The organism is Nocardia sp. NPDC051787, assembly GCF_040681325.1.
Lineage (GTDB): Bacteria > Actinomycetota > Actinomycetes > Mycobacteriales > Mycobacteriaceae > Nocardia.
Genome location: NZ_JBFAYO010000013.1, coordinates 1 through 22659, shown reverse-complemented (window position 1 = coordinate 22659; position 22659 = coordinate 1). Strand labels below are relative to the sequence as shown.

20 protein-coding genes and 1 pseudogene are annotated in these 22659 nt (G+C 68.9%); 11 read left to right on the top strand and 10 right to left on the bottom strand.

Translation table 11 applies throughout. From position 1 onward, the window contains the following. The first annotated feature begins 13 nt into the window (after nt 1-13). The 4 genes from AB0M45_RS15860 (at nt 14) to AB0M45_RS15845 (ending at nt 5338) form a co-directional block, all read left to right on the top strand. Nucleotides 14-931 carry an alpha/beta hydrolase gene (locus AB0M45_RS15860; RefSeq protein WP_364328592.1) on the top strand — a complete coding sequence of 306 codons (918 nt, stop codon included), beginning with the start codon at nt 14-16 and terminating at the stop codon, nt 929-931. A gap of 119 nt (nt 932-1050) precedes the next feature. After that, entirely contained in the window at nt 1051-2844 is a 1794-nt protein-coding gene (locus tag AB0M45_RS15855; RefSeq protein ID WP_364328589.1) for a long-chain fatty acid--CoA ligase, read from the top strand. 125 nt (nt 2845-2969) lie between these two features. Then, nucleotides 2970-3641 carry a hypothetical protein gene (locus AB0M45_RS15850; protein WP_364328586.1) on the top strand — a complete coding sequence of 224 codons (672 nt, stop codon included), beginning with the start codon at nt 2970-2972 and terminating at the stop codon, nt 3639-3641. A gap of 68 nt (nt 3642-3709) precedes the next feature. Next, complete coding sequence (locus tag AB0M45_RS15845) at nt 3710-5338, top strand: molybdopterin-dependent oxidoreductase (protein ID WP_364328583.1); 1629 nt, start codon at nt 3710-3712, stop codon at nt 5336-5338. 118 nt (nt 5339-5456) lie between these two features. Here the strand turns inward: AB0M45_RS15845 and AB0M45_RS15840 are convergent, their stop codons facing one another. The 3 genes from AB0M45_RS15840 to AB0M45_RS15830 all read right to left on the bottom strand — a co-directional run bounded on the left by AB0M45_RS15840 (nt 5457) and on the right by AB0M45_RS15830 (nt 9010). Continuing rightward, nucleotides 5457-6938 carry a DHA2 family efflux MFS transporter permease subunit gene (locus tag AB0M45_RS15840; RefSeq protein WP_364328580.1) on the bottom strand — a complete coding sequence of 494 codons (1482 nt, stop codon included), beginning with the start codon at nt 6936-6938 and terminating at the stop codon, nt 5457-5459. Nucleotides 6939-6949: 11 nt separating this feature from the next. Continuing rightward, entirely contained in the window at nt 6950-7642 is a 693-nt protein-coding gene (locus tag AB0M45_RS15835; protein WP_364328577.1) for a PadR family transcriptional regulator, read from the bottom strand. A gap of 474 nt (nt 7643-8116) precedes the next feature. Next, nucleotides 8117-9010 carry an ABC transporter substrate-binding protein gene (locus AB0M45_RS15830; RefSeq protein WP_364328574.1) on the bottom strand — a complete coding sequence of 298 codons (894 nt, stop codon included), beginning with the start codon at nt 9008-9010 and terminating at the stop codon, nt 8117-8119. 243 nt (nt 9011-9253) lie between these two features. Here AB0M45_RS15830 and AB0M45_RS15825 point away from each other — a divergent pair, with 243 nt between their 5' ends. The 4 genes from AB0M45_RS15825 to AB0M45_RS15810 are packed head-to-tail and all read left to right on the top strand — an operon-like array spanning nt 9254 to nt 12695. Beyond that, the gene (locus AB0M45_RS15825) at nt 9254-10138 is read left to right on the top strand and encodes an ABC transporter substrate-binding protein (RefSeq protein WP_364329018.1); all 885 of its coding nucleotides are present in this window, start codon (nt 9254-9256) and stop codon (nt 10136-10138) included. Between the two features lie 13 nt (nt 10139-10151). Next, nucleotides 10152-11300, top strand: coding sequence for an ABC transporter ATP-binding protein (locus tag AB0M45_RS15820; protein WP_364328571.1), 1149 nt, complete (start codon nt 10152-10154; stop codon nt 11298-11300). Nucleotides 11301-11313: 13 nt separating this feature from the next. Then, nucleotides 11314-11982 (top strand): ABC transporter permease, encoded by a 669-nt coding sequence (locus tag AB0M45_RS15815; protein WP_364328568.1) that lies wholly within the window; start codon nt 11314-11316, stop codon nt 11980-11982. Next, nucleotides 11979-12695, top strand: a complete 717-nt coding sequence (locus tag AB0M45_RS15810) for an ABC transporter permease (protein ID WP_364328565.1) — start codon at nt 11979-11981, stop codon at nt 12693-12695. Before AB0M45_RS15815 ends, AB0M45_RS15810 begins: the two co-directional genes overlap by 4 nt. Before the next feature lie 97 nt (nt 12696-12792). On the opposite strand, the gene AB0M45_RS15805 is transcribed toward AB0M45_RS15810, so the two are convergent. The 4 genes and pseudogenes from AB0M45_RS15805 to AB0M45_RS15790 form a co-directional block, all read right to left on the bottom strand. Continuing rightward, a complete protein-coding gene (locus AB0M45_RS15805) occupies nt 12793-13980 on the bottom strand; it encodes an NADP-dependent malic enzyme (protein ID WP_364329015.1) in 1188 nt (395 codons plus the stop codon). A gap of 551 nt (nt 13981-14531) precedes the next feature. Continuing rightward, nucleotides 14532-16055, bottom strand: a pseudogene (locus AB0M45_RS15800) (FAD-dependent oxidoreductase). A gap of 51 nt (nt 16056-16106) precedes the next feature. Next, complete coding sequence (locus AB0M45_RS15795) at nt 16107-16373, bottom strand: hypothetical protein (RefSeq protein WP_364328562.1); 267 nt, start codon at nt 16371-16373, stop codon at nt 16107-16109. Beyond that, nucleotides 16370-17224 carry a PHP domain-containing protein gene (locus AB0M45_RS15790; protein WP_364328559.1) on the bottom strand — a complete coding sequence of 285 codons (855 nt, stop codon included), beginning with the start codon at nt 17222-17224 and terminating at the stop codon, nt 16370-16372. Before AB0M45_RS15790 ends, AB0M45_RS15795 begins: the two co-directional genes overlap by 4 nt. A 75-nt stretch (nt 17225-17299) precedes the next feature. Here AB0M45_RS15790 and AB0M45_RS15785 point away from each other — a divergent pair, with 75 nt between their 5' ends. Continuing rightward, nucleotides 17300-18382: a magnesium and cobalt transport protein CorA gene (locus AB0M45_RS15785; RefSeq protein WP_364329012.1), complete on the top strand. Its 1083-nt coding sequence runs from the start codon at nt 17300-17302 to the stop codon at nt 18380-18382. A 12-nt stretch (nt 18383-18394) separates the two neighbouring features. Here AB0M45_RS15785 and AB0M45_RS15780 read toward each other — a convergent pair whose 3' ends face one another. The 3 genes from AB0M45_RS15780 to AB0M45_RS15770 are packed head-to-tail and all read right to left on the bottom strand — an operon-like array spanning nt 18395 to nt 20440. Next, nucleotides 18395-18976 (bottom strand): suppressor of fused domain protein, encoded by a 582-nt coding sequence (locus AB0M45_RS15780; RefSeq protein WP_364328556.1) that lies wholly within the window; start codon nt 18974-18976, stop codon nt 18395-18397. 3 nt (nt 18977-18979) lie between these two features. Beyond that, a complete protein-coding gene (locus AB0M45_RS15775) occupies nt 18980-19471 on the bottom strand; it encodes a general stress protein (protein WP_364328553.1) in 492 nt (163 codons plus the stop codon). An 18-nt stretch (nt 19472-19489) separates the two neighbouring features. Continuing rightward, nucleotides 19490-20440 (bottom strand): CoA ester lyase, encoded by a 951-nt coding sequence (locus tag AB0M45_RS15770; RefSeq protein ID WP_364328550.1) that lies wholly within the window; start codon nt 20438-20440, stop codon nt 19490-19492. A 63-nt stretch (nt 20441-20503) separates the two neighbouring features. Here AB0M45_RS15770 and AB0M45_RS15765 point away from each other — a divergent pair, with 63 nt between their 5' ends. Both AB0M45_RS15765 and AB0M45_RS15760 read left to right on the top strand, forming a co-directional pair. Then, on the top strand, nt 20504-21784 hold the full coding sequence (locus tag AB0M45_RS15765) for a CBS domain-containing protein (RefSeq protein WP_364328547.1): 1281 nt from the start codon (nt 20504-20506) through the stop codon (nt 21782-21784). 70 nt (nt 21785-21854) lie between these two features. Beyond that, the gene (locus tag AB0M45_RS15760) at nt 21855-22469 is read left to right on the top strand and encodes a DUF1003 domain-containing protein (protein ID WP_364328544.1); all 615 of its coding nucleotides are present in this window, start codon (nt 21855-21857) and stop codon (nt 22467-22469) included. The last annotated feature ends 190 nt before the right edge of the window (nt 22470-22659 follow it).

Sequence of the window (22659 nt, the reverse complement as noted above, 5' to 3'; positions counted from 1 at the left end):
TCGAGGAACGACCATGCGGGACATCAACCTTCCGCTGCCCGTCGCGCGGGCGGTGCTGAATCCCATCTTCCGGGTCACGCTCAACAAGCGGTTGCCGTTTCCGGTGCAGCGCAGGCTGCTCGACATCGGTTCGCGGGCGCAGCTGCTGCCCGAGGGCAGCATCGTGCAACGGCTGCGCCTGGGTGGCAGGCCCGCCGAGCGGATCAGCTTCGCGGACACTTCCGGCCCTGGCGCCATCCTCTACTTGCACGGCGGCGGGTACGCGGTCGGCTCGATGGCGACGCACCGCTCACTGGCGGCCCGGCTGGCGCGCGGCACCGGCTGCGCGGTCTACGTTCTGGACTACCGACTGGCGCCGGAGCATCCGTTCCCCGCGGCCCTGGACGACGCCGAGGCCGCGTTCCTGGAGCTGATGGCGAGCGCGGGCTACCACGCGGGGCAGATCGCCATCTCCGGTGATTCCGCGGGCGGCGGCCTCTCGCTGGCGCTCGCGCAACGCCTGATCGCGCGGCACGGCTGCACTCCGGCCGCGCTCGGCCTGATCGCACCGTGGTCGGATCCCAACCAGATCCCGGATCGCGAACGCGACTTGGTGATCAGCAAGCCATGGTCGCGCACCTGCGCGGCGGCCTATCTGGGCGACGGGGACCCGGCCGACCCGGTTTACGCGCCCCTGACCGGCGAGCTGCGCGGTCTGCCGCCAACCTATGTGCAGGTCGACGTCAGCGAGCTGCTGCACACGCAGTGCCTGGATCTGGTCGCCGCGCTGCGAGCGGCGGGCGTGCACGTGCAGTTCAGCGAGAGCAAGGGCTTGTGGCACGTCGCACAGCTGCAGGCCGCGCTGGCGGCGCCCGCGGCGGCCGCGTTGGGTGAGCTCGCCGGATTCCTGCGCGAAGCGCTCCAACCCGCGGACCTGCGCGAACTAGGATGAGCAACGGAGGGGTTCCGTACCGGGCGGTAATGTGCGGAACCCGTTTCGGTGGTCGACCTCACGGCCCTGGCGCAGGTGTCGTAGATTACTGGCGAGTAAACCCACGTGGAAGGGCACTGATGCGAGAGTTCGAAGTCCCGGCTTCTTACACCATCCCGGATGACGCGAACAATTCCGACAACGTCTTCCGCCATGCCGAGCAGACGCCGAACGCGGTGCTGTTCAACGTGCCGAACGGCAGTGGCGGCTGGCGGGACGTCACGGCCGCGGAGTTCGCGACGACCGTTACCGGCGTGGCGAAAGGCCTGATCGCCTCGGGCCTCGACTTCGGCGATCGAGTCGCCATCATGGCCCCCACACGGTACGAGTGGGCCGTCCTCGATTTCGCGATCTGGGCCGCGGGCGGCTGCACCGTCGCGATCTACGACAGCTCCGCCGCCGAGCAGGCCAAGTGGATCCTGCAGGACTCGGCCACCAAGCTGCTGATCGTGGACAGCGACAAGCACCGCAACGTGATCGACGAGATCGAGTCCGGATCGCTGCCGGATCTGCGCGAGATGCTGCAGATCGACAAGGGCGCGCTGGACGAGCTGATCACCCGCGGCGCCGACCTGGACGACCAGGCCGTGCACGACCGTCGCGCTCAGGTCGGCGCGCAGTCGCCGGCCACCCTGATCTACACCTCGGGCACCACGGGCCGCCCGAAGGGCGTCATGCTCACCCACGCGAACCTCTACGCGGAGTCCAGGTCCGACCGGATCGCGCTGCACAAGTACGTCACCGAGGGCAAGAAGACCCTCATGTTCCTGCCGCTGGCGCACGTCTTCGCCCGCGCCGTCGCGCTGGCCGCGTTCGACGCGAAGGTGATCGTCGCGCACACCGCCGACTGGTCCACCCTGGTCGATCAATTCGGCAGCTACCGGCCGCACTTCATCCTCTCGGTGCCCCGCGTATTCGAGAAGGTGTTCAACAGCGCCAAGCAGAAGGCGCACGACGGCGGCAAGGGCAAGATCTTCGACGCCGCCGCGGCCACCGCGATCGCGTGGAGCGAGGCGCTCGACAACGGCGGACCTGGCGTCGTGCTCGAGCTGAAGCACGCGCTGTTCGACAAGCTGGTCTACGCCAAACTGCGGGCGGCGCTCGGCGGCCAGTGCGAGGCGGCCGTGTCCGGCGGCGGCCCGCTCGGCGCGCGGCTGGGCCACTTCTTCCGCGGCGTGGGCGTGACCATCTACGAGGGCTACGGCCTCACCGAGACCACCGCCGCCATCTCCGTGAACACCCCGGAGCACATCCGGGTCGGCTCGGTCGGACGGCCGATCGAGGGCCACGCCGCCAAGATCGCCGAGGACGGCGAGCTGCTGTTGCGCGGCTCGGTCGTGTTCGACGGCTACTGGGGCAACGCCGAAGCCACCGAGGACGCCTTCGAGGACGGCTGGTTCAAGACCGGTGACCTCGGCGCCATCGACGCGGACGGCTTCATCACCATCACCGGCCGCAAGAAGGAGATCATCGTCACCGCCGGTGGCAAGAACGTCTCCCCCGCGCTGCTGGAGGACTCGCTGCGGGCGCATCCGCTGATCAGTCAGGTGATGGTGGTCGGCGACGGCCAGCCGTTCATCGGCGCGCTGATCACGCTGGACCCGGAGACGCTGCCCGGCTGGAAGGAACGCCACGCCCTGCCCGCCGACACTCCGATCGAGAAGCTGATCGAGAACCCGGAGCTGATCGCCGAGGTGGACGCCGCGGTGGCCGAGACCAACAAGAAGGTCTCGCATGCCGAGCAGATCAAGAAGATCCGTCTGCTCACCATCGACTGGACGCAGGAGACCGGCGAACTCACGCCGAAGATGTCGCTCAAGCGCGCGGTCGTGATGAAGCAGCACGCCGACGACGTGGCGAGTATCTACCACTGAGCTGGTTCCGGAAGGCGCTGTCCGCGAAGATCCGTCGCGGAGAGCGCCTTTCGTGTTCCGGGGCACGGAGACAGGCTCGTCGACCCAATCGGAGCCGACATCGTCGAGGACACCGGAGGTTTGCGATGACGAGATCGGAACGGACACAGCCCGCGCGTGCACTGCTCGACCGGATCCGAGCAGAGCTGGCGCCACACGACGACGACAACCGCCTTGTCCCGCGCATCGCGGCAGGCACGGCGCCCCGGGCGGTGTTCGCGGCCATCGCCGCCGAGGAACTACGCATCACCGACAGCGACTGGCGCAGCGTCCATACGCTGGCCGCGCGGGCCGACGAGCCACACGCCCGCGCCTTGTTCAGCGCGCTCGCGCCGGGCGAGGAACAGGCGCACCACTTGCTGGACGATCTGGTGGCGGCGGCCGGTCCGGACACCGGCGCCCAGCAACCGCGGCCGGGCTGCCAGGCGTATCCGGCCTTCATGGCGTGGTTGGCGCTCAACGGCGCGCCGGCCGCGGTCATCGCCGCGTTATCGACGAATCTCGCCGCCTTCGGCCGGTATTGCGGGGCGGTCGCCACCGGGATGCGCACGCACTATGGCTTCGACGACGCCGCGTGCGCGTTCTTCGACTTCTATACCGCCGACAATCCCGAGATCGAGGAGAAAGCGCTCGCCGCGGTACAGGCGGGTCTCGATTCCGAGCGGCTCGACCCGGACGAAGCCCGAATGTACGCGCAGCTTTTTCAGAGCTACGAACTGATGTTCTGGAACAGCCTCGCCGATGAATTCGCCGGGTAGCCCCGATCGGTCCGCACGTCAACGAATGGTCACCATGCCGCGAGCACACCGGCAGTAGTCTCGATGCCATGGCCGAGGCGCGACTGCGGATGGTGGCCGGGATGGTCTCGGCGGGACTAGCGCTGGGAATCGCCGAACTGCTCGCGGCGTTCTTCGGCCCGGACAGCGCGCCGCTCAATGCGCTCGGCTCGGCGGTGGTCGACCACACGCCCGACGATCTGCGCGAGTGGGCCATCACCACGTTCGGCACGAATGACAAGGCCGTGCTGTATCTGATCATGGGCGTCGTCGCCGTGGTCGTGGCCGGGCTGGCGGGAGCGGTCGAGCGCGGCACGCGCGCTGCCGGATCGTGGTTGTTCGCCGCATTCGGACTAATAGCTGCGGCCATAGTCGTGGTGCGGACGGGAGTCGGCAGTGCATTGCCGACGGTCATCGGTGTCGCCGCTGGCATTTACGCGCTGCGCGTGCTGACTCACCGCATCGACCGAGCCGCCGAATCCTCCGACGCGCAGGCCGATGCGGCACCTTCTGCCACGACATCCCCATCGCAGACCGCACCGGCGGCGAACAGTACTCCCGGTAGTCAGCGCGCCGGCGAATCCGCCGCCACGGAGCGCAGCGGCTCCAGCGCGGAGCGGCGGCAGGTCTTGCAAGGGCTGTTGGTGGCAGGTGGTCTGGCTGTGGTCACGGGTGTCGGTGGACGGCTGCTCGGCCTGCGGCGGCGGGACGTATCGGGTGAGCGAGCGGCGGTGCAGCTGCCGGAGCCGACCGCGGCCGCCGCGCCCGTTGCGCCCGGTGCGGACTTGCGGATACCCGGACTGACGCCGTACTTGACCCCGAACGACGACTTCTACCGGATCGACACCGCGCTGATCGTGCCGCAGGTGTCCAAGGACGACTGGTCGCTGCGCATCCACGGCATGGTCGACCGCGAAATCCGGCTGGGCTGGGCGGATTTGGCGCATCGGCCGGTGGAGGAACGCCTGATCACCCTGGCCTGCGTGTCGAATCCGGTCGGCGGCGACCTGATCGGCAACGCACGCTGGCTCGGCTATCGCCTGGACCAGCTACTCGCCGAGGCGGGCCCGCATCCGGACGCCGACATGGTGCTGTCGTACAGCACCGATGGTTGGACCGCGGGAACTCCGCTCGCGGTACTCACCGACGGACGCGACGCCTTGCTCGCGGTCGGCATGAACGGCGAACCCCTTCCGGTGCGACACGGTTACCCGGCCCGGCTGGTCGTACCGGGCCTCTACGGCTACGTCTCGGCCACCAAATGGGTGACCGAACTCGAAGTCACCCGCTTCGACCGCGCCAGCGCCTACTGGACCCGCCGCGGCTGGTCGGCGCTCGGCCCGATCAAGACCGGCACCCGCATCGACACCCCACGCGGCCGCAAGCGCCTCGCGCCGGGCCCAATCCCCATCGCAGGCGTCGCGTGGGCACAACATCGCGGCATCCGCGCCGTGGAAGTCCAGATAGACGATGGCCCATGGCAACAGGCCCGCCTATCCGACGAACAATCCATCGACACCTGGCGCCAGTGGGTCTTCGACTGGGACGCCACCGCGGGCCCGCACACCATCCGCGCCCGCGCCACCGACGGCACCGGCGAAGCCCAGACCGCCGAGCGCCGCGACGTGATCCCCGACGGAGCCACCGGCCACCCCTCGGTCACGGTCAGCGTGGGCTGAATTTCGAATGGTTGCATAGCGGCAGGCAATGAACGCTGTGTCGACTGGACTCGACTCGGCGTGCTGGCACGCTGGCGCCCGCCCGGAAGCACTCTCCGGGACGGGCATCACCGAGGGTTCAGCTGAGATCGGCCTTGGCCGGTTCCGCCGGGGCCGGTGCGGCGGCGGAAGCGGACTGGGCGTGGCGGATGAACAGCACCGACGCGATGACGCCGATCAGCAGGATGCCCGCGGGGAGCAAGGTGGACTGGCTCAGCGCGGTGCTGAAGGCGTCCTTCACGAACTCCGGGATAGGGCCTTGGCCCGCGCCGCCCTCGGCGACCGGACCGCCGCCCAGGCTGTTCGCCGTCAGCCTGTCCGCGATGAGAGCGCTGATCGCCGCACTGCCGAGCACCGAACCCACCTGGCGGGTGGTGTTGTAGACGCCCGCGCCCGCACCGGCCTGCTGCACCGGCAAGTTGTGCGTGGCGGTCGATGCCAGCGGCGCCCAGATGCAGGCGTTGGCGAAACCACCCAGACCCGCGGCGACCATGTACCAGAACAGCGACGAGCCGGGCTCCGTCAGCGCCGCGAACCAGAACACCGACACCGCGAACAGGCTGAAGCCGACCGTGGGTACCGTTCGCGGGTGCAGTTTGTCGGCGAATTTGCCGATCAGCGGAGCCGCGATGCCGGTCACGATCGCCATGGGTGCGAAGACCAGCGCGGACTTGGTCGGCGACAATTCCTGCACGGCTTGCAGGTAGAAGTAGCCGGGCACCATCAGCGAGGTCACCGCCGCGCCCATCGCAGCGATGGCGATATTCGACAGCGCGAAGTTGCGGTCGCGGAACAGGCTCAGCGGCAGCAGTGGCTCACCGGTGTTGCGCGCCTGGTTGACCACGAACGCCGCGAGCACCAGCAGGCCCGCGCCGATCATCAGCCAGATCCGCGGCGACCAGTCGTAGCTGTTGCCCTCCTGGATGCCGAAAACCAGCAGGAACATGCCGACGCCGCTGAGCAGCACGCCGGTGATGTCGAACTTGTGCTCGTGCGTCGGCAGCGCGGGCACCAGCCACACCGCCAGCGCGAAGGCGACCACACCGACCGGCACGTTCACGATGAAGATCCACTCCCAGCCGAGACCGTCCACCAGCACGCCGCCGAGGATCGGGCCGACCAGCGTGGCCAGCCCCGCGACGCCGCCCCACAGCCCCATGGCCGCGCCGCGCCGGTCCGGCGGGAACGTCCTGGTGATCACGGCCATGGTCTGCGGCGTCATCAGTGCGGCGCCGACGCCCTGCGCGGCGCGGGCCGCGATCAGCATCCCGACGCTCCCGGACAGTCCGCACCACAGCGACGCGGCGGTGAACACCGCCAGGCCGATCAGATAGATGTTCTTGGGGCCGAAGCGATCACCCAGCCTGCCGGTGACCAGCAGCGGCACCGCGTAGGTGAGCAGGTAGGCGCTGGTCACCCAGATCACCTGGGCGATGTCGGCGTGCAGGTCGGTCATGATCGCGGGATTGGCGACCGCGACGATCGTCATGTCCAGCAGGATCATGAAGAAGCCGACGACCAGCGCGAGCAGCGCCAGCCACGGATTGCGTTCGGTGGGCACGTATTTCGTTCCTAACTCGGATTATCCGAAAGACTTGGGGCGGAGTTCGCCACGGCAGCACCCGGCAGCGGTGGCCGTGCGGCATCGGCGGCCGACGCACAGGGTTCGGAGCGTGCGCCGGTCGAGGGATCGAAGTCGTCCCATTCGATTGCGCCGCTGTCCAATTGGGCGACGAACTCCTTGACCCAGGCCGCTTCGGCGGCGAGGGTGGCCCGCCCGAACGGCAGGGCGATCCAGTAGCGGCGCGGGACCTCGCGCTCTTCGGCCCACGCGATCAGCATGTCGGTGTCGGCCAGTGCGGTTTCCAGCTCACGGATCCGTTCGCGCAGCAGCGCGAGCACGTCCGGCTTGGGCAGGTTGTGCAGCTCTCCCAGGGCCAAGGGGAAGACCGGATACTCCGGGATGGGTCGCCGCACGATCTCGGCGATCCGGTTGCGCAGCGCGTCCCTGCCGCGCGCGGTGATCCGGTAGGTGGTGCGCTCGGGCCGGTTGCCCGCCCGGTCGACACCCTCGGCACGGACCAATTCCTGGTCGGCCAGCCGGGACACAGTGTGATACAGCGAGCCCGGCCGCACTTTGACCAGCTTGTCTTCCCGCCGGGAGATCAGCGTCTGATACATCTCGTACGGATGCATCGGCCGCTCCTCGAGCAGCGCGAGCACGGCGATCGCCAGCGGTGTCACCGGTGGATGCGCCTGCCCCATGCTTCGTTTACCTCCTGGGCGTTCGTTCCGACCGCAGCCGAGTCCGGGTCTCGCACGCTAGCCCCGGGAACCGACATGCTCCACACTAAATATTCCACGCGGAATATACGGCGCGGAACAGCTGGTCGACAAGAGACGAGTGATCGGCCACACATTGCCCGCACGATACGCACCAGCGCTACGCGCGACGAGAGGCCACCGAGAACACGTTCTCGATGGCCTCTCGATTCAGCACCCCTCGACCCGGCCGACGTCGTTGGCGGCCTCTCCAGCGCCATTGCTGGATGCGGGACTGCTCTAGTCGTATTCGTCAGGCCGGCCGACCCGGCCCCTACAAGAACACTAGGTCGATCGCCGCTGCCGGGGCAGTGTCGGACGCGACATTTTTCGTACGATTTCCGACATCTATCTTCAGGTAGTCACACGGAGTCGGTGTCGGCGTTCCGCGCAGGCGACATCAGGACGAGATGTCCCCTACAACGCGTGCGCGTCCAACCAACCGCGGGCCAGGTCTACCGGCGCGACGCCCTCATCCCGGACCCGCCGGATCATGGCGGCCAGCTCGTCGGTCGTCAGCTCACCCGCGACGTAGTTCAGCTTCTTGATCTGCCGCTGGTCGAGCAGGCCCTTACGAAACAGCGGCAACACGTTCTCGGCGCGCACGGCGTAGTCGCCGTCGGACAGCACGGTCAGCCCATCGGTCGCGCCCGGCGCGAGCTCCGGTGGACCGGTCAGCATACCGGCATCGATCTGCCCGTCCAGCAACGCCTTTCGCAGCGCGCCCGGATCGGGGAAGGCCACGGTGGACGCGAAGTCGCACCCGGTGACCCGATCGAGCGCGGCCGGACGCGGCAGCAAGCCCGGCGCCGACGCCACTCCGACGGTCAGCCGCCCGCAACGGGGTGCGAGATCACCGACGGACTTCAGTTCGTCGCGCCCCGCCGCCTCCGCGGTGACCACGACCCGCGGCCGCAGGTCGGTGCCGTCGGCGATGTCGGAGACCACCAATCCCTCGGGTAGCGCGGCGCTCAACGCCTCCGCCACTTTTTTCGGCGGGCGAGCGGTGGTGTTTTCGTCGAGATGGGCCAGCAGCGCGCCGGTGTGCTCGCCGACCACTTGGACCCGATCGGCGTCGAGCGCGGCGAGGTAGTCCGCGCGACCGCCCAGACCAGACGCGACCGCGGTACGCGCACCGGTACGCGCCAGTGCGCCCGCATAAATTTCCGCGAGAACCACCGACTCCGCCGAATCGCCCGCCCCAACGGTGATCGACGGCCCGCGCTCGTCGTTCCCGCAGGACACGACCAACGCGACGGACGCGAGGACCAGGAATCGAGCCAGCACCCGCTGCGACGCGGCCAACACCATCCGGCGACACCAACTCTCCGACGATTCGACGCAGGCTACGGGAAAACCTGGAAGCGGGCAGTATGGACATCCAGAATGTACCGGCGGCCGCTCGGCACCGAGACCGCGCACCGCCGTCATGCCGGAAGGACTCCCGTGAAAACCACCCGCACCCCCGATGCCGCCGGGCATCAGCGCACCGCGCTGCGCGTCGCGCTGCGTGCCGCTTGCGTCCTCGCCGCCGCCGCGGCCCTCGCCGCCGCGATGGTGCTGTCGGCGTGTGGCAATTCCGATCCGCTCGCCGCAAGCGGCAGCTGTTCGGGGGACGGGCTGATCGTGGGGTCGGCCAACTTCCCGGAGTCCGAAACCGTCGCCAACGTGTACGCGGAGGTGTTGCGCGTCAATGGATTCGCCGTCGATACCAAGCTCAACATCGGCAGTCGCGAAGCCTACATCCCGGCGGTACGCCAGTGCGCCATTTCGGTGATTCCCGAGTACACCGGCAATCTGCTGCAGTACCTGGACAAGAACGCCACCGCCACCAGCGCCGCCGATATCGACAACGCGCTCGGCGCGGCGCTCGGCAACGGCCTGGCCATCGGCACGCCCGCGCCCGGCGAGGATTCCGACGCCGTCGTGGTCACCCGCGCCACCGCCGAACGCTGGAACCTGCGCACCATCGGCGATCTGGCCGCTCACTCGGCCGAGGTGAAGTTCGGCGCGCCCGCCGAATTCCAGGAGCGTCCCGGCGGCCTGCCCGGCCTGAAGAAGAACTACAACCTCGACATCGCCGCGAACAACTTCGTGCCGATCGCCGACGGCGGCGGCCCGGCCACGGTGCGCGCGCTGGTCGAGGGCCAGGTGACCGCGGCCAATATCTTCACCACCTCGCCCGCCATCGCGCAGAACAATCTCGTGGTGCTGGAAGACCCGAAGCACAATTTTCCCGCGCAGAACGTCGTCCCGCTGTTCAACGCGGCGAAGAAGTCGGACAAGGCGCTGGCCGCGCTGAACGCGGTGTCGGCCAAGCTCACCACCGCGGAGCTGATCGCGCTGAACGAGGCCGTCTCCGGTGCCGGCAAGACCGAGCCGAAGGCCGCGGCCGCGGCCTGGGTCGCCGCCCAGGGGCTGAACAAGCCGGTCGGCTAGGGAGGGGAAACTGTTGTCCGATATCGAGTTCTCCGGTGTCAGCAAGACCTATCCGGACGGCACGCACGCGGTCGCCGACCTCGACCTGCGCATCGAATCCGGTTCGTTCACCGTGTTCGTCGGTCCCTCCGGCTGCGGGAAGACGACCTCGATGCGGATGATCAACCGCATGATCGTTCCCAGTTCCGGCACGATCAGCGTTGCCGGACAGGATATTTCGACCCTCGACCCGGTTCGTCTGCGTCTCGGCATCGGGTACGTCATCCAGAGCGGCGGCCTGCTGCCGCACCGGACGGTCGTCGACAACGTGGCGACCGTCCCGGTGCTGCGCGGCGACTCGCGCCGCGCCGCCCGCGCCGCCGCGCTCGAGGTGCTGGACCGGGTCGGCCTGGACCGGTCGCTGGCCCATCGCTACCCGGCGCAGCTGTCCGGCGGGCAGCAGCAGCGCGTCGGCGTGGCCCGCGCGCTGGCCGCGGACCCGCCGATTCTGCTGATGGACGAGCCGTTCAGCGCCGTCGACCCGGTGGTGCGCGCCGAATTGCAGGTCGAAATGCAACGACTACAGGCCGAATTGCGCAAGACCATCGTCTTCGTCACGCACGACATCGACGAAGCGATCACACTCGGCGATCGCGTGGCGGTGTTCGGCCGTGGCGGTGTGCTCCAGCAATACGACCCGCCGCAACATCTGCTCGCCCAGCCAGCCACCGATTTCGTCGCCGATTTCGTCGGCCGCGACCGCGGCTATCGCGGACTGTCCTTCCGCACCGCGAGTGACGTTTCGCTGCACGAGATCCGGACGGCAGTCGCGGACGAGGTGACCGCGTTGCGGCTGGACGCGGGCGAATGGGTGCTGGTGGTCGACGCGGCGGGTAAGCCGCTCGGCTGGGTGGACGTGACCGGCGTCGAGGGCGTGCGCGCCGGGCGCGCGCTGACCGACAGCATGTCGGCGGGCGGTTCGCTGTTCACCCCGTCCGGTGACCTGCGCCAGGCACTGGACGCCGCGATCTCCTCGCCGTCCGGATTGGGTGTCGCCGTGGACGATTCCGGTGCCGTGCGCGGCGGCGTGCTGGCCACCGAGGTGCTCGAGCAGCTGGCGGGCCAGCGTGCGCACGAGGACGCCGAACGCAACCGGCACTTCTTCGAAGAGCACGCACGGTGAGTGGCGAATCGACATGAAATATCTCGTCGAGAACTTCGCGGAGATCATGGGGTTCACCGCGACCCATCTCTACCTCGCGCTGGTGCCGCTGCTGCTGGCGTTGGTGATCGCGGTCCCGATCGGCGCGCTGGTGCGGCGGGTGTCGTGGCTGCGGCGGGTAACGGTGACCGCCGCGAGCCTGGCCTACACCATTCCGTCGCTGGCGTTGCTCGTGATCATTCCTCCGCTGGTGGGGATTTCGGCCATCGATCCGCTGAACGTGATCATCGCGCTCACCGTGTATTCCACGGCGCTGCTGGTGATCGCGGTTCCCGCGGCCCTGGATTCGGTGCCGGCCACCGTGCTCGACGCGGCCGACGCGGTCGGTTACAGCCCGCTGCGCCGCACGCTCACCGTCGATATGCCGCTGGCTGTCCCGGTCTTCGTGTCCAGCCTGCGCGTGGTGGTGGTGACCAATATCGCGATGGTGTCGGTCGGCGCGCTGATCGGCGTCGGCGGGCTCGGCAAGCTGTTCACCCAGGGCTATCAGCGTGACTATCCGGACGAGATCATCGCCGGCGTCATCGTGACGCTGGCTCTCGCACTGGTCGCCGACCGCGTGGTGTACGCCCTCGGCCGTTGGTCGACACCGTGGGCGCGTGCGGACGCCAGGCTCGGGAAAGCGAAAGGCGGTGCCGCATGAACCTTTTCATCGACGCCTGGCACTACTTCAGCAACGGCGCCAACTGGGGTGGACCATCGGGCATCGAAACCCGCATCGTCCAGCACCTGTGGTACAGCGTCCTGACCATCGCCGTCTCGGCGGCGATCGCGGTGCCGCTCGGCCTGGTCATCGGCCACACCCGGCGCGGGGCGGCTGTCGTGGTCGGCTTCGCCAACGCGATGCGCGCGCTACCGACACTGGGCCTGCTGACGTTCGTGGTGCTGCTGCTCGGACTCGGTCTGATCCCGCCGCTGCTGGCGCTGGTCACGGTCGGCATCCCGCCGCTGCTGGCCGGCGCGTACGCCGGAATCGCCAACGTCCCGGCCGATGTCGTGGACGCCTCGCGGGCCATGGGTATGACCGAGCGGCAGATCCTGTTCCGGGTGGAAGTGCCCAATGCGCTACCCATCATGCTCACCGGGCTGCGCGGCGCCACGCTCCAGGTGGTGGCCACCGCGACCATCGCCGCCTACGTCAACCTCGGCGGACTCGGCCGCTACATCTTCGACGGCATCAGTCTCTACCGCTACGACCGGGTGCTGGTGGGCGCGCTGCTGGTCGCCGTCCTCGCGATGCTGCTGGACGGTCTGCTCGCCTTCACGGTATGGGCCGGCACGCCGGGGACCGGCCGTTTGCGCCGATCACCGCGGCTGGCAATCGCTCCCGCCACGGATTTGCGGACCGCGGACTGAGCTCGCTCCGGGGCATTCCGTCCGTGACGCTCCGACGACAAGGGCGCCCCGTTCGATACGAACGGGGCGCCCTCGGTCTCTGTGCGGAAGACTCGCCCTACGCGACACCCTCGGCGCGAGCCGCGGCCGCGACCGCCTCGGCGACGGCCGGGGCGACCCGCGGGTCCAGCGGGCTGGGAACGATCTTCTCCGGGCCCAGCTCGTCGAGGACGACACTGAGGATCGCGTCGGCCGCGGCGATCTTCATGCCCTCGGTGATCCGGCGCGCGCCCGCGTCCAGCGCGCCCTTGAAGACGCCGGGGAAGGCCAGCACGTTGTTGATCTGGTTCGGGAAGTCGCTGCGGCCGGTGGCCACGATCGAGGCGTACTTGCGCGCCACCTCGGGGTGGATCTCCGGGTCCGGGTTGGACATGGCGAACACGATCGACTCCGGCGCCATCGACGCGATGAGCTCCTCGGCGATCAAACCGGCGGACAGGCCAAGGAACACGTCGGCGCCCGCCAGCGCCTCGGCCGCGCCGCCGGTGAGGCCGCGCGGGTTGGTGCGGGTGGCCAGCTCGGCCTTCACCTCGTTGAGGTCGCCGCGGTCACGACTCACGATGCCCTTGGAGTCGAGCACGGTGACGTCCGCGACACCAGCGGCGAGCAGGATGTTCGTGCACGCGACACCGGCGGCGCCCGCGCCGGACACTACGACCTTCAGGCCCTCGATGCCGCGGCCCTGCACCTTGGCCGCGCCGTTGAGGGCGGCGAGCACCACGATGGCGGTGCCGTGCTGGTCGTCGTGCATCACCGGGCAGTCCAGCGCCTCGATGACCCGCTTCTCGATCTCGAAGCAGCGGGGCGCGGAGATGTCCTCCAGATTCACCGCGCCGAAGCTCGGGCGCAGGCGGATCAGCGTCTCGACGATCTCGTCGACGTCTTTGGTGTCCAGCACGATCGGGATCGAGTCCAGCCCGGCGAACTTCTTGAACAGCGCGGCCTTGCCCTCCATCACCGGCAGCGAGGCGCGCGGGCCGATGTCACCGAGTCCGAGCACGGCGGTGCCGTCGCTGACCACGACCACGAGCCGATCGGTCCAGGTGTAGCGCTTGGCCAGCGTCGCGTCCTCCGCGATCGCCCGGCTGACCTGGGCGACGCCGGGCGTGTAGGCAATGGAGAGATCGCGCTGGGTCTCCAACGGCGCGCTGAGTTCGACCGAGAGCTTGCCGCCGAGATGTCCCGCGAAAATTTCGTCGTTGGTGATTTCGGAAAGGCTTGCGGTGGCATTCGGTGCGTCAGTCACAGGTGACACGATTTCACTCCTGCTCGGGTCGGGCTAAACCGGGGGACGGTTACCACCGGGTAATGGGTATAAGACGTTTCACTACGCTCATCGAGTGCGCTGACCGGGATGTTTCGAGCGGCTACGAGCGAGCGAACACGGCTTGCCGATATCTCGATGGCATGGCGCGGCACTGATCCGCGAAGCAAGAACCGGACGGGTGGGTCCGGACAGAACATGCGGTGTGATCTCTCGGGCCGCGACGGTACGTCGCGAGGCGGAGATCTCCGTAACTCCCCTACCCGGCGGTGGCGTAGGTAAGGAATCCGACACATTCTGCCAGTCCGGTAGGCGAGTTGCCAAACCGGTTCCCCCTGGCCTGTGTCGCGCGTCATCATTTCACGGTAAGTCGCGGGAATTACCCTGAGGTAAGCGGAAACTCGCACCTCAGGGCCAGGACGCGGTGAGTTGTCGCACTGATCGGCGCCCCCAGTATGTGAGACCTCGACGGCTGCCCCGGCCTTCACTCGGCCCGGCGTGGACCGCGGACGAACTACGCCCGGCCGCGCCCATTATGCGGCTGCCGCCGCCCTCTCGACCGGACGCGGACCCGGAGCGAACTCCGCTCGTCTGCCTCTAGGCGACGATATCGCGCGCCGGTTCCTCCGGCGGCGTCGTCGGCGCATCCGGACGCACCCACACGCTACGCACCCCGCCCGACATCAGCCGCACCCGCCAATGATCGGTGACACCAGGGTGATCGGTGCGGCGGTGCATGCCCCGGCTCTCGGTACGCATCAGCGCGCTGTATTTCGTCCACCGCGCCACCGCGAGCAGCGCGGCGGCCGCAGGCTGCCCGCGCTGCGCCAGTAGCTGCGCCGCAGCGGCAGGGTGTGTTCCTGCACGAGCCCGACCACCGCCCTCGGGTCGATCCGCGCCACGGCGCCGAGCCCAGCTCCCGGCACCTTGTGCGCCGGGGCGCGCCGGTCGGCGGCACGGGCGAACTTCGCCGCGCCCGCGCCCGCCCAGACGCCGGAGGCGATCGCCCACGCGCCGCCCAGCCCGCCGAACCCGCTCACCGCACCGGTGATCGACTCGCGGCTGGCGACGTCACCCGCGGCGAACAGGCCCGCGACGGACGTGGCGCAGTCCGCTCCGGTGATGCGCAGTCCCCCGGTGCCGCGCACCGTGCCCTGCAGGACCGCACGCATCGGCACCCACCGCGCCCGGTCGGCCACACCCTCGCGCGTCAGCCGAGCGCGCGCGGCTTCCGGCATGCCATCGAGTGTGGCGAATACCCGGCGACCATCGGCGATGACCGCGAGTGCGGCCGAACCGTGCCCCGGCAGCTCATTACCGAACTCGTCGTAGAGAGTGGCGAAGTGCAGCGCGAGATTCGGCTGCGGGGCCGGTTCGGTGTGCCCTGCCGGGGTCAGCCCGTAGGCGCTGGAGAACTCCATCCCGGACAGCTCGGCGCCCGCCTCCGCAGCGAACAGCAGTCCGTCTCCGGTGTCCACGTCGGTGCCCGCGCCGCCGGACAGGAACGCACAGCCACCGGTGGCGACCGCGACGGCACCCGCGCGCACGGTCCAGCGCCGGAACCCGTTGCGATGCTGGAGCCCCGTGGCACCCGCCACCACCCCGTCGCGGTCGACCAACAACTGCAGCACGGGATGGTGATCGAGGACGCGTACCCCGGCTTCGCGCACGCCGCGACGCATCCGCCGCAGATAACCGGCGCCGTCGAGATGTACCCGCCGCGGCGGCGCGCCCGCCGCGGCAGCGGCGGAGATCCGATGGCCCCACCGGGCCAGCTGCTCGACCCGCTGATGGGTCTCTTCGAGCACGCGATGCATCCACTCCGGATCGCCGAGCCCGCCGCCGTGTGCGTACCCGCGCCGCACCGCCTCGTCCCGAGCGGGTCCAGGCGGAATGTGCCAGACCGAGATCGCGCCGTAGGCGGTCGGCCCGCTCGATCCGCATCTCGCCTTGTCGACGAGCACGACGGTCGCGCCCGCCGCGGCGGCCGAAACGGCCGCCCAGGTACCGGCGAGACCACCGCCGATAACCAGTACGTCCGTCTCGAGTTCACTCACAAAGAGAAATGTTCGGGCACAATTCACCGGCCCGCAACCAAAGCAGAGGGCTCAGCTCCACCACTGTGTCCACAGCAAAAGTCCAGCAGCGAGGAAAACCACCGCCGATCCGGTCAAGGCGGCCATCCCCCGGTGCCGGTCCGCGTAGATCTGCCCCGCCAGTACCACGGCGGCGGCCACCACATGCCAGGCGACCGACTCGCCGCCAGGCCCGGGAAACCCGCGGCGATCCGCGATGACGGCGGTGCCGACCACGACGAGCATTCCCGCGAATGTTCCCGCGGCGACGAGGCCGCTGAGCCCACGCACCAGTATCACGAGGCGATCACCGGTACTCCGGTGGCCTTGCTCGCCAGTTTCTCGAATTGGGCTGGGTCGGTGGTGAATTCACCGAGCCGGATGGATTTGTTCGCGCCGTGGTAGTCGGATGAACCGGTCGTGAGAAGACCCAGCTCGGCGGCCAGGTCGGTCAGCAGGGCGCGATCGGCCGCGGAGTGGTCGGGATGCGCGATCTCCAGGCCGCCGAGTCCGAGTCCGGCGAGCTCGCGAATGTCGTCGAGCGCGAGCAGCCTGCCTCGCTTGCGCGCCCTGGTGTGGGCCAGGACGCTGACCCCGCCCGCGGTCGCGATCATCTCGACCGCGCGGTGCAGCGGGGTGTCGGCCTTCTCGGCGTAGTAACGCCCGTGCGGGGCGAGCAACTCGGTGAACGCATCGCCCACGCTCGGCACCACACCCGCTTCGACCAGCGCTCGCGCCAGATGCGGGCGGCCCGCTGACGGCCCGGCCGAGGCGAGCACGGCGTCCGGATCGATGGGCAGACCGTCGGCGGCCATCCGCTCGGCCATGGCGCGCAGCCGCTCCACCCGCTCGGCGCGCAGGCGCTCGCGCTCGTCGGCGAAGCAGCGATCGGACGGGTCGAACAGATACGCCAGCAAATGCACCGGAACCGGCCAGCCGTCCTCACCCAAACCCACGCAGGACATCTCCATGCCGCGGACCAGCGTGATCCCCCTCGGTAGCGCGTCGACGGCCTGCGCCCATCCCGCCGTGGTGTCGTGATCGGTGATCGCGACGACGTCCAGGCCCGCGGCGGCGGCGTTGCGCACCAGTTCGGCCGGAGTGTCGGTACCGTCGGACGCGGTCGAATGGGTATGCAAGTCGATACGCACGCCCTCAGTCTTACCGTGCGTGGACATCGTCCCGCACGCGCAGGCGGCCTTCGGGGCACCCATGAGCGACGTAGCATCGTGACCGTGCCTTCGTTTTCCCCGCTCTCGTCGTTTCGCGGACCCGGCCGGGCACCGCAACCGCGGTTCATCCCGGTGCCGACCGAACGGGCGATCGTCGACTGCGCGGTCTACGTGGAGGGCAAACGCCTACCCGGCCGGTTCACCCACAAGCAGGCGCTCGCGCGAGTGCGCGACGAGGCGACCGGATTCGTCTGGGTAGGCCTGCACGATCCGGACCGGACGCAGATGGCGGATATCGCGGCGACATTCGGGCTGCACCAATTGGCCGTGGACAACGCGCTGCAAAAGCACCAGCGGCCCAAGCTAGAGCGCTACGACGACCTGCTCCTGCTGGTGCTGCGCACCGTCAGTTACGTCGAGCACGAAATGAACACCGTCAGCGAGATCGTGGAGACCGGCGAGATCGTGGTGTTCACCGGCCCGGACTTCGTCGTCGCGGTGCGGCACGGCGAGCACTCCGGGCTCGCGGAGGTACGCAAGGCGTTGGAGGCGGACCCCGCGCAGCTGTCACTCGGGCCGGGCGCCGTACTGCACGCGATCACCGACCGGGTGGTCGACTCGTACATCGAGGTGGCCCAGTCGGTCGAGAACGATATCGACGAGATGGAAGAGCTGACCTTCACCCCACGTAGCAAGGTCACCGTCGAATCCATCTACCAGCTCAAACGCGAAGTGGTGGAACTGCGGCGCGCGGTGAATCCACTCGCCGCGCCGCTGGAGTCGCTCAGCCACAATCCGGACCTGCCGGTGCCCAAGGAGGTTCGCCGCTATCTGCGCGACGTCAGCGAGCGCCACACCGGCATCGCGGAGCGGATCAACGACTTCGACGAGGCGCTCAGCGCGCTGATCAGCGCCGCGCTGGCCAAGGTCACCGTGCAGCAGAACACCGACATGCGCAAGATCTCGGCGTGGGTCGCGATCGCGGCCGTGCCGACGATGATCGCCGGTATCTACGGCATGAACTTCGAGCACATGCCGGAGTTGAAGCAGGTCTGGGGTTATCCGGCGGTGTGGCTGGTCATCGTCACCATCTGCACGGGGTTGCTCATCACCTTCCGCCGCAACAAGTGGTTGTAGCGGCGCCGTGGCTCACAGGCTGGCCGCGCCGCGCCCCGGATCGCGCACGTCGATCCCCGCCTCCTGCCAAGCCTCCCGCAATGCCTGCGCGCCGCGGACCCGCACCCACGCCGCCTCGGTGGCTGTCACGGGCGTCACCACGAAGTACCGCACCGGTTCGGCCGGCTCGGGCAGCACGACGTCGGGAATCTCGCTGTCGCCGAGCAGAACCGCGGTGAACGGCGCGTCGCGCCACATCGGCTCACCCAGGTCCATCAGCGCATCCGCTTGCAGCACAACGCCTTCCACGACGGGCGCGGCGGCAAGCACGCCGAGCGACTTGGCCAGTCCCGAGCTCGCGCCGACGCCGGACCGCAGCGTCAGCACCAGCTCAGCGCGCGGCCCGCGCACCGGGTCCGCGTGCAGCGCGGTGGGATCGCCCATCGGGTGCCTGGAGCCGCCCAGGGTCGCGTAGTGCACCAGATCGCCGTCGACGATGCGCAGGATCTCGATCGGCTCCAAGCCGAGGAAGGTCACCGACGCCGCGTCGACGCCAGCGGCATCCACACCGAAATGGCCCAGCACCGCGGTGCGGACCGTCTCCAGTACTTCCATGCGTCAGATCGCCAGCCGCGCGAGCATGTCGCGCGCCTGCTCGGCCGACTTCGGGTCGCACAGCACGTCGTAACGGCCCGCCACCAGCTGCATGGTGGACGCGAAATCGCGCTGGCCCCTGGTCGCCGCGTACGGGATCGAGGTCGAGATGACGCCGAAAATGATGCCGCCGACCAGGCCGACCAGCAGCGGCCCGAACGCGCCGCTGGTGGTGAACAGGCTCAGCAGCAGACCGAGGAACAGGCCGAGCCAGGCGCCCGACACCACGCCGCCGCCGATCACCTTGCCCCAGGTCAGCCGATAGAGGACCCGCTCGACCTGCATCAGGTCGACGCCGACGATGGTCACGTCCTGCACCGGGAACTGGTTGTCGGCCAGATAGTCGACCGCCTTCTGCGCCTCGGCGTAGGTCGGGTAGGAGCCGACCGGCCAGCCCGACGGGGGCGTCGGAAGGCCCTGCCGCGCGCGGTTCGAGTTCCCCAAGGGATTCGTCATGTCTCTATTCTGCTATCGCTAACGATCCGGCGTCGGGGTGAAACGCGTGGCGCGCGTCATTCCGGCGGCCCGGCCCTTCTCCGCGATCACCTGGGCCATCTTGGCGCTCGCCTCGTCGATCATCTCGTCGCCGAGCATGACCGCGCCGCGGGCGCCACCGGCGGCGGAGGTGTGGAAGGCGTACGCGTCCAGGATCTCCTCGGCGCGGTCGTAGTCGGACTGGCGCGGGCTGAAAATCTCGTTCGCCGCTTCGATCTGGCCGGGGTGCAGCACCCATTTGCCGTCGAACCCGAGCGCCGCGGTGCGCGCGGCCGCCCGCCGGAAGCCTTCGACATCCCGGATCTGCAGGTACGGGCCGTCGATCGCCTGGAGTCCGTGCGCGCGGGCGGCGAGCAGGATGGTCATCAGGATGTGGTGGTAAGCGTCGCCGGTGTCGTAGCCCTCCGGCTGTTCGCCCACCACCAGCGTGCGCATGTTGATACTGGCCATGAAATCGGCCGGACCGAACACCAGGGTCTGCACCCGTGGGCTCGCGGTGGCGATCGCATCGATATTGCGCAAACCCAGCGCGTTCTCGATCTGCGGCTCGATGCCGATCCGGCCGACGTCCAGGCCGCAGGTCTTCTCCAGCTGGGTCAGCAGCAAGTCCAGGGCACGCACCTGACCCGCGTCGGTCACCTTGGGCAGCAGAATCGCGTCCAGCGCCGCGCCGGCGCCCTCGACCACGGAAATGACGTCGGTATAGGTCCATTCGGTGGTCCAGTCGTTCACCCGGACCACGCGCAACTGCGATCCCCAGCCGGAGTCGTTCAGCGCCGCCACGATATTCGCCCGCGCCTCGGCCTTGGCCACCGGCGCGACCGCGTCCTCCAGATCGAGGAACACCTCGTCGACCGGCAGCGTCTTGGCTTTCTCGATCATCTTCGTGTTGCTGCCCGGGCAGGCGAGCACCGAACGGCGCGGCTTCATGATCACTCCCGTCGATCGTGGCGCGGAGGCGGACACCCGCCCGCGAACCTCTAGCCTGGCAGCATGGCAGCAACCAGGGTGTACGTCGCCAGGCTGGCCGGCCTGGTGGTGCTGGGACCGGACGGCGAGTCTATCGGCCGGATCCGTGACGTGGTCGTGGCCATCCGCTACGACCGGCAGCAACCACGCGTGCACGGACTTGTCGTCGAACTGCCCACCCGGCGGCGCATTTTCGTGCCGATCCTGCGGGTCACCGCGATCGAGCCCGGTGTGGTCACGCTGAACACCGGGACGGTCAGCCTGCGGCGCTTCACCCAGCGACCCGGCGAGATGCTCGCCTTGGCGCAGATCGTCGATTCGGTGGTGCGGGTGGAGGACCCGGACCTGCCGGATCTGGCCGGCGTCGACGTGCACGTGGTGGATCTCGGCATCGAGCAGACCCGCAGCAGGGACTGGCTGGTCAGCCGGGTGGCGGTGCGCGGGCACCGCAGGCTGGGACGGAGGCGCACCGTGCACGTGGTCGACTGGACCATGGTGTCCGGCCTGACCCCCTACGAGATCGGCAGGCGCGGGCAGGACGTCACCGTGCTGCTGGAACAGTTCGAGGGCATGCGCGCGGCCGACGTCGCGCATATGCTGCGCGAGCTGCCGGAGAAGCGGCGCGTCGAAGTGGCCGTCGCGCTGGACGACGAACGCCTCGCCGACGTGGTGCAGGAACTGCCAGACGACGAGCAGGTCGAGCTGCTCAGCCACCTGGAGACGCGCAGAGCCGCCGACCTGCTGGAGGCGATGGACCCCGACGACGCCGCCGACCTGCTGGGCGAACTGCCCGAGGGCGAGGCCGAATCGTTGCTGGCTCTGATGGATCCACAGGAGTCCGAGCCGGTCCGCAGGCTGCTCGAGCACTCCCCCTACAGCGCGGGCGGTTTGATGACACCGAAGCCGGTCATCCTGACGCCGTCCACGACGGTGGCCGAGGCACTGGCGCGGGTGCGCAATCCCGACCTGACCCCGGCGCTGGCCTCCATGGTGTTCGTGGTCCGTCCGCCCACCGCGACGCCGACCGGTCGGTATCTCGGTTCGGTGCACATTCAGCAATTGCTGCGTGAGCCACCCGCCCATCTGGTCGGCGGCATTCTCGACACCGACCTCTCGCCGCTGCGCCCTGAACTCCCGCTGGCCGCGGTGACCCGCTACTTCGCGACCTACAACCTGGTCTGCGGGCCGGTGGTGGACGAGGAGAATCACCTGCTCGGCGCGGTCAGCGTCGACGACGTGCTCGACCACCTCCTGCCCGAGGACTGGCGCGATCAGGAAACGAACGACGAAAGGGGCCGGGCATGAACGGTCAGGCCCGGAGGCGGCAGCGCAGCGTGACCACGGAGGGCCCCGCGCATGCCGAGGAGGACGCAGTATGACCGAGAGCGACACCGGCGTGCGGATCGGCCACAGCAGGGCACGTCAGCGCCTGGAGACACCGCTGGAAAGCCGGTTCCGGCTGGAGTGGGACGCCGAAGCGATGGCCCGCAGCAGCGAGCGGGTGGCGCGGTTCCTCGGGACCGGGCGCTATCTCGCGGTTCAGACGATCCTGGTGGTGGTCTGGATCCTGTTGAACGTCTTCGTGGTCACGCTGCGGTGGGACCCGTATCCGTTCATTTTGCTGAATCTGGCCTTCTCCACCCAGGCCGCGTACGCCGCGCCGCTGATCCTGCTCGCGCAGAACCGGCAGGACAACCGGGACCGGGTCGCCTTGGAGGAGGACCGGATGCGGGCCGCTCAGACCAAGGCGGACACCGAGTTTCTGGCCCGGGAACTCGCGGCGTTGCGCCTCGCCGTCGGTGAGGTGGCCACACGTGATTACCTGCGCCGCGAATTGGAAGAAATAAAAGGAATTCTGGACCGGATCGAGTCCGTGGAATCCGCGGAACGCGAGATTCGCGCGGAAGGAACGGGAAAGACGGCGCGCAAGAAAACCTCCGGCCGAAAGTCCGCTGCGACACCGGTTTCACCGCCGATAAGCGATGATTGACCGGAAATACCCGACAACAACCTGACTGGTGGGTAACCTGGACAACGTTGTCCTGAGCGACCCGGGCAGGGGATGTCCCGGACAACCGCTCCCGTGACGTCGAGGGATTGGGTGTGGCCGTATGCGTGTTTCTGCTCCGGTGACGGTCTCGGCTTTGGTGGTTGCTGGTGTGGTGGTGAGTGGTTCGGGG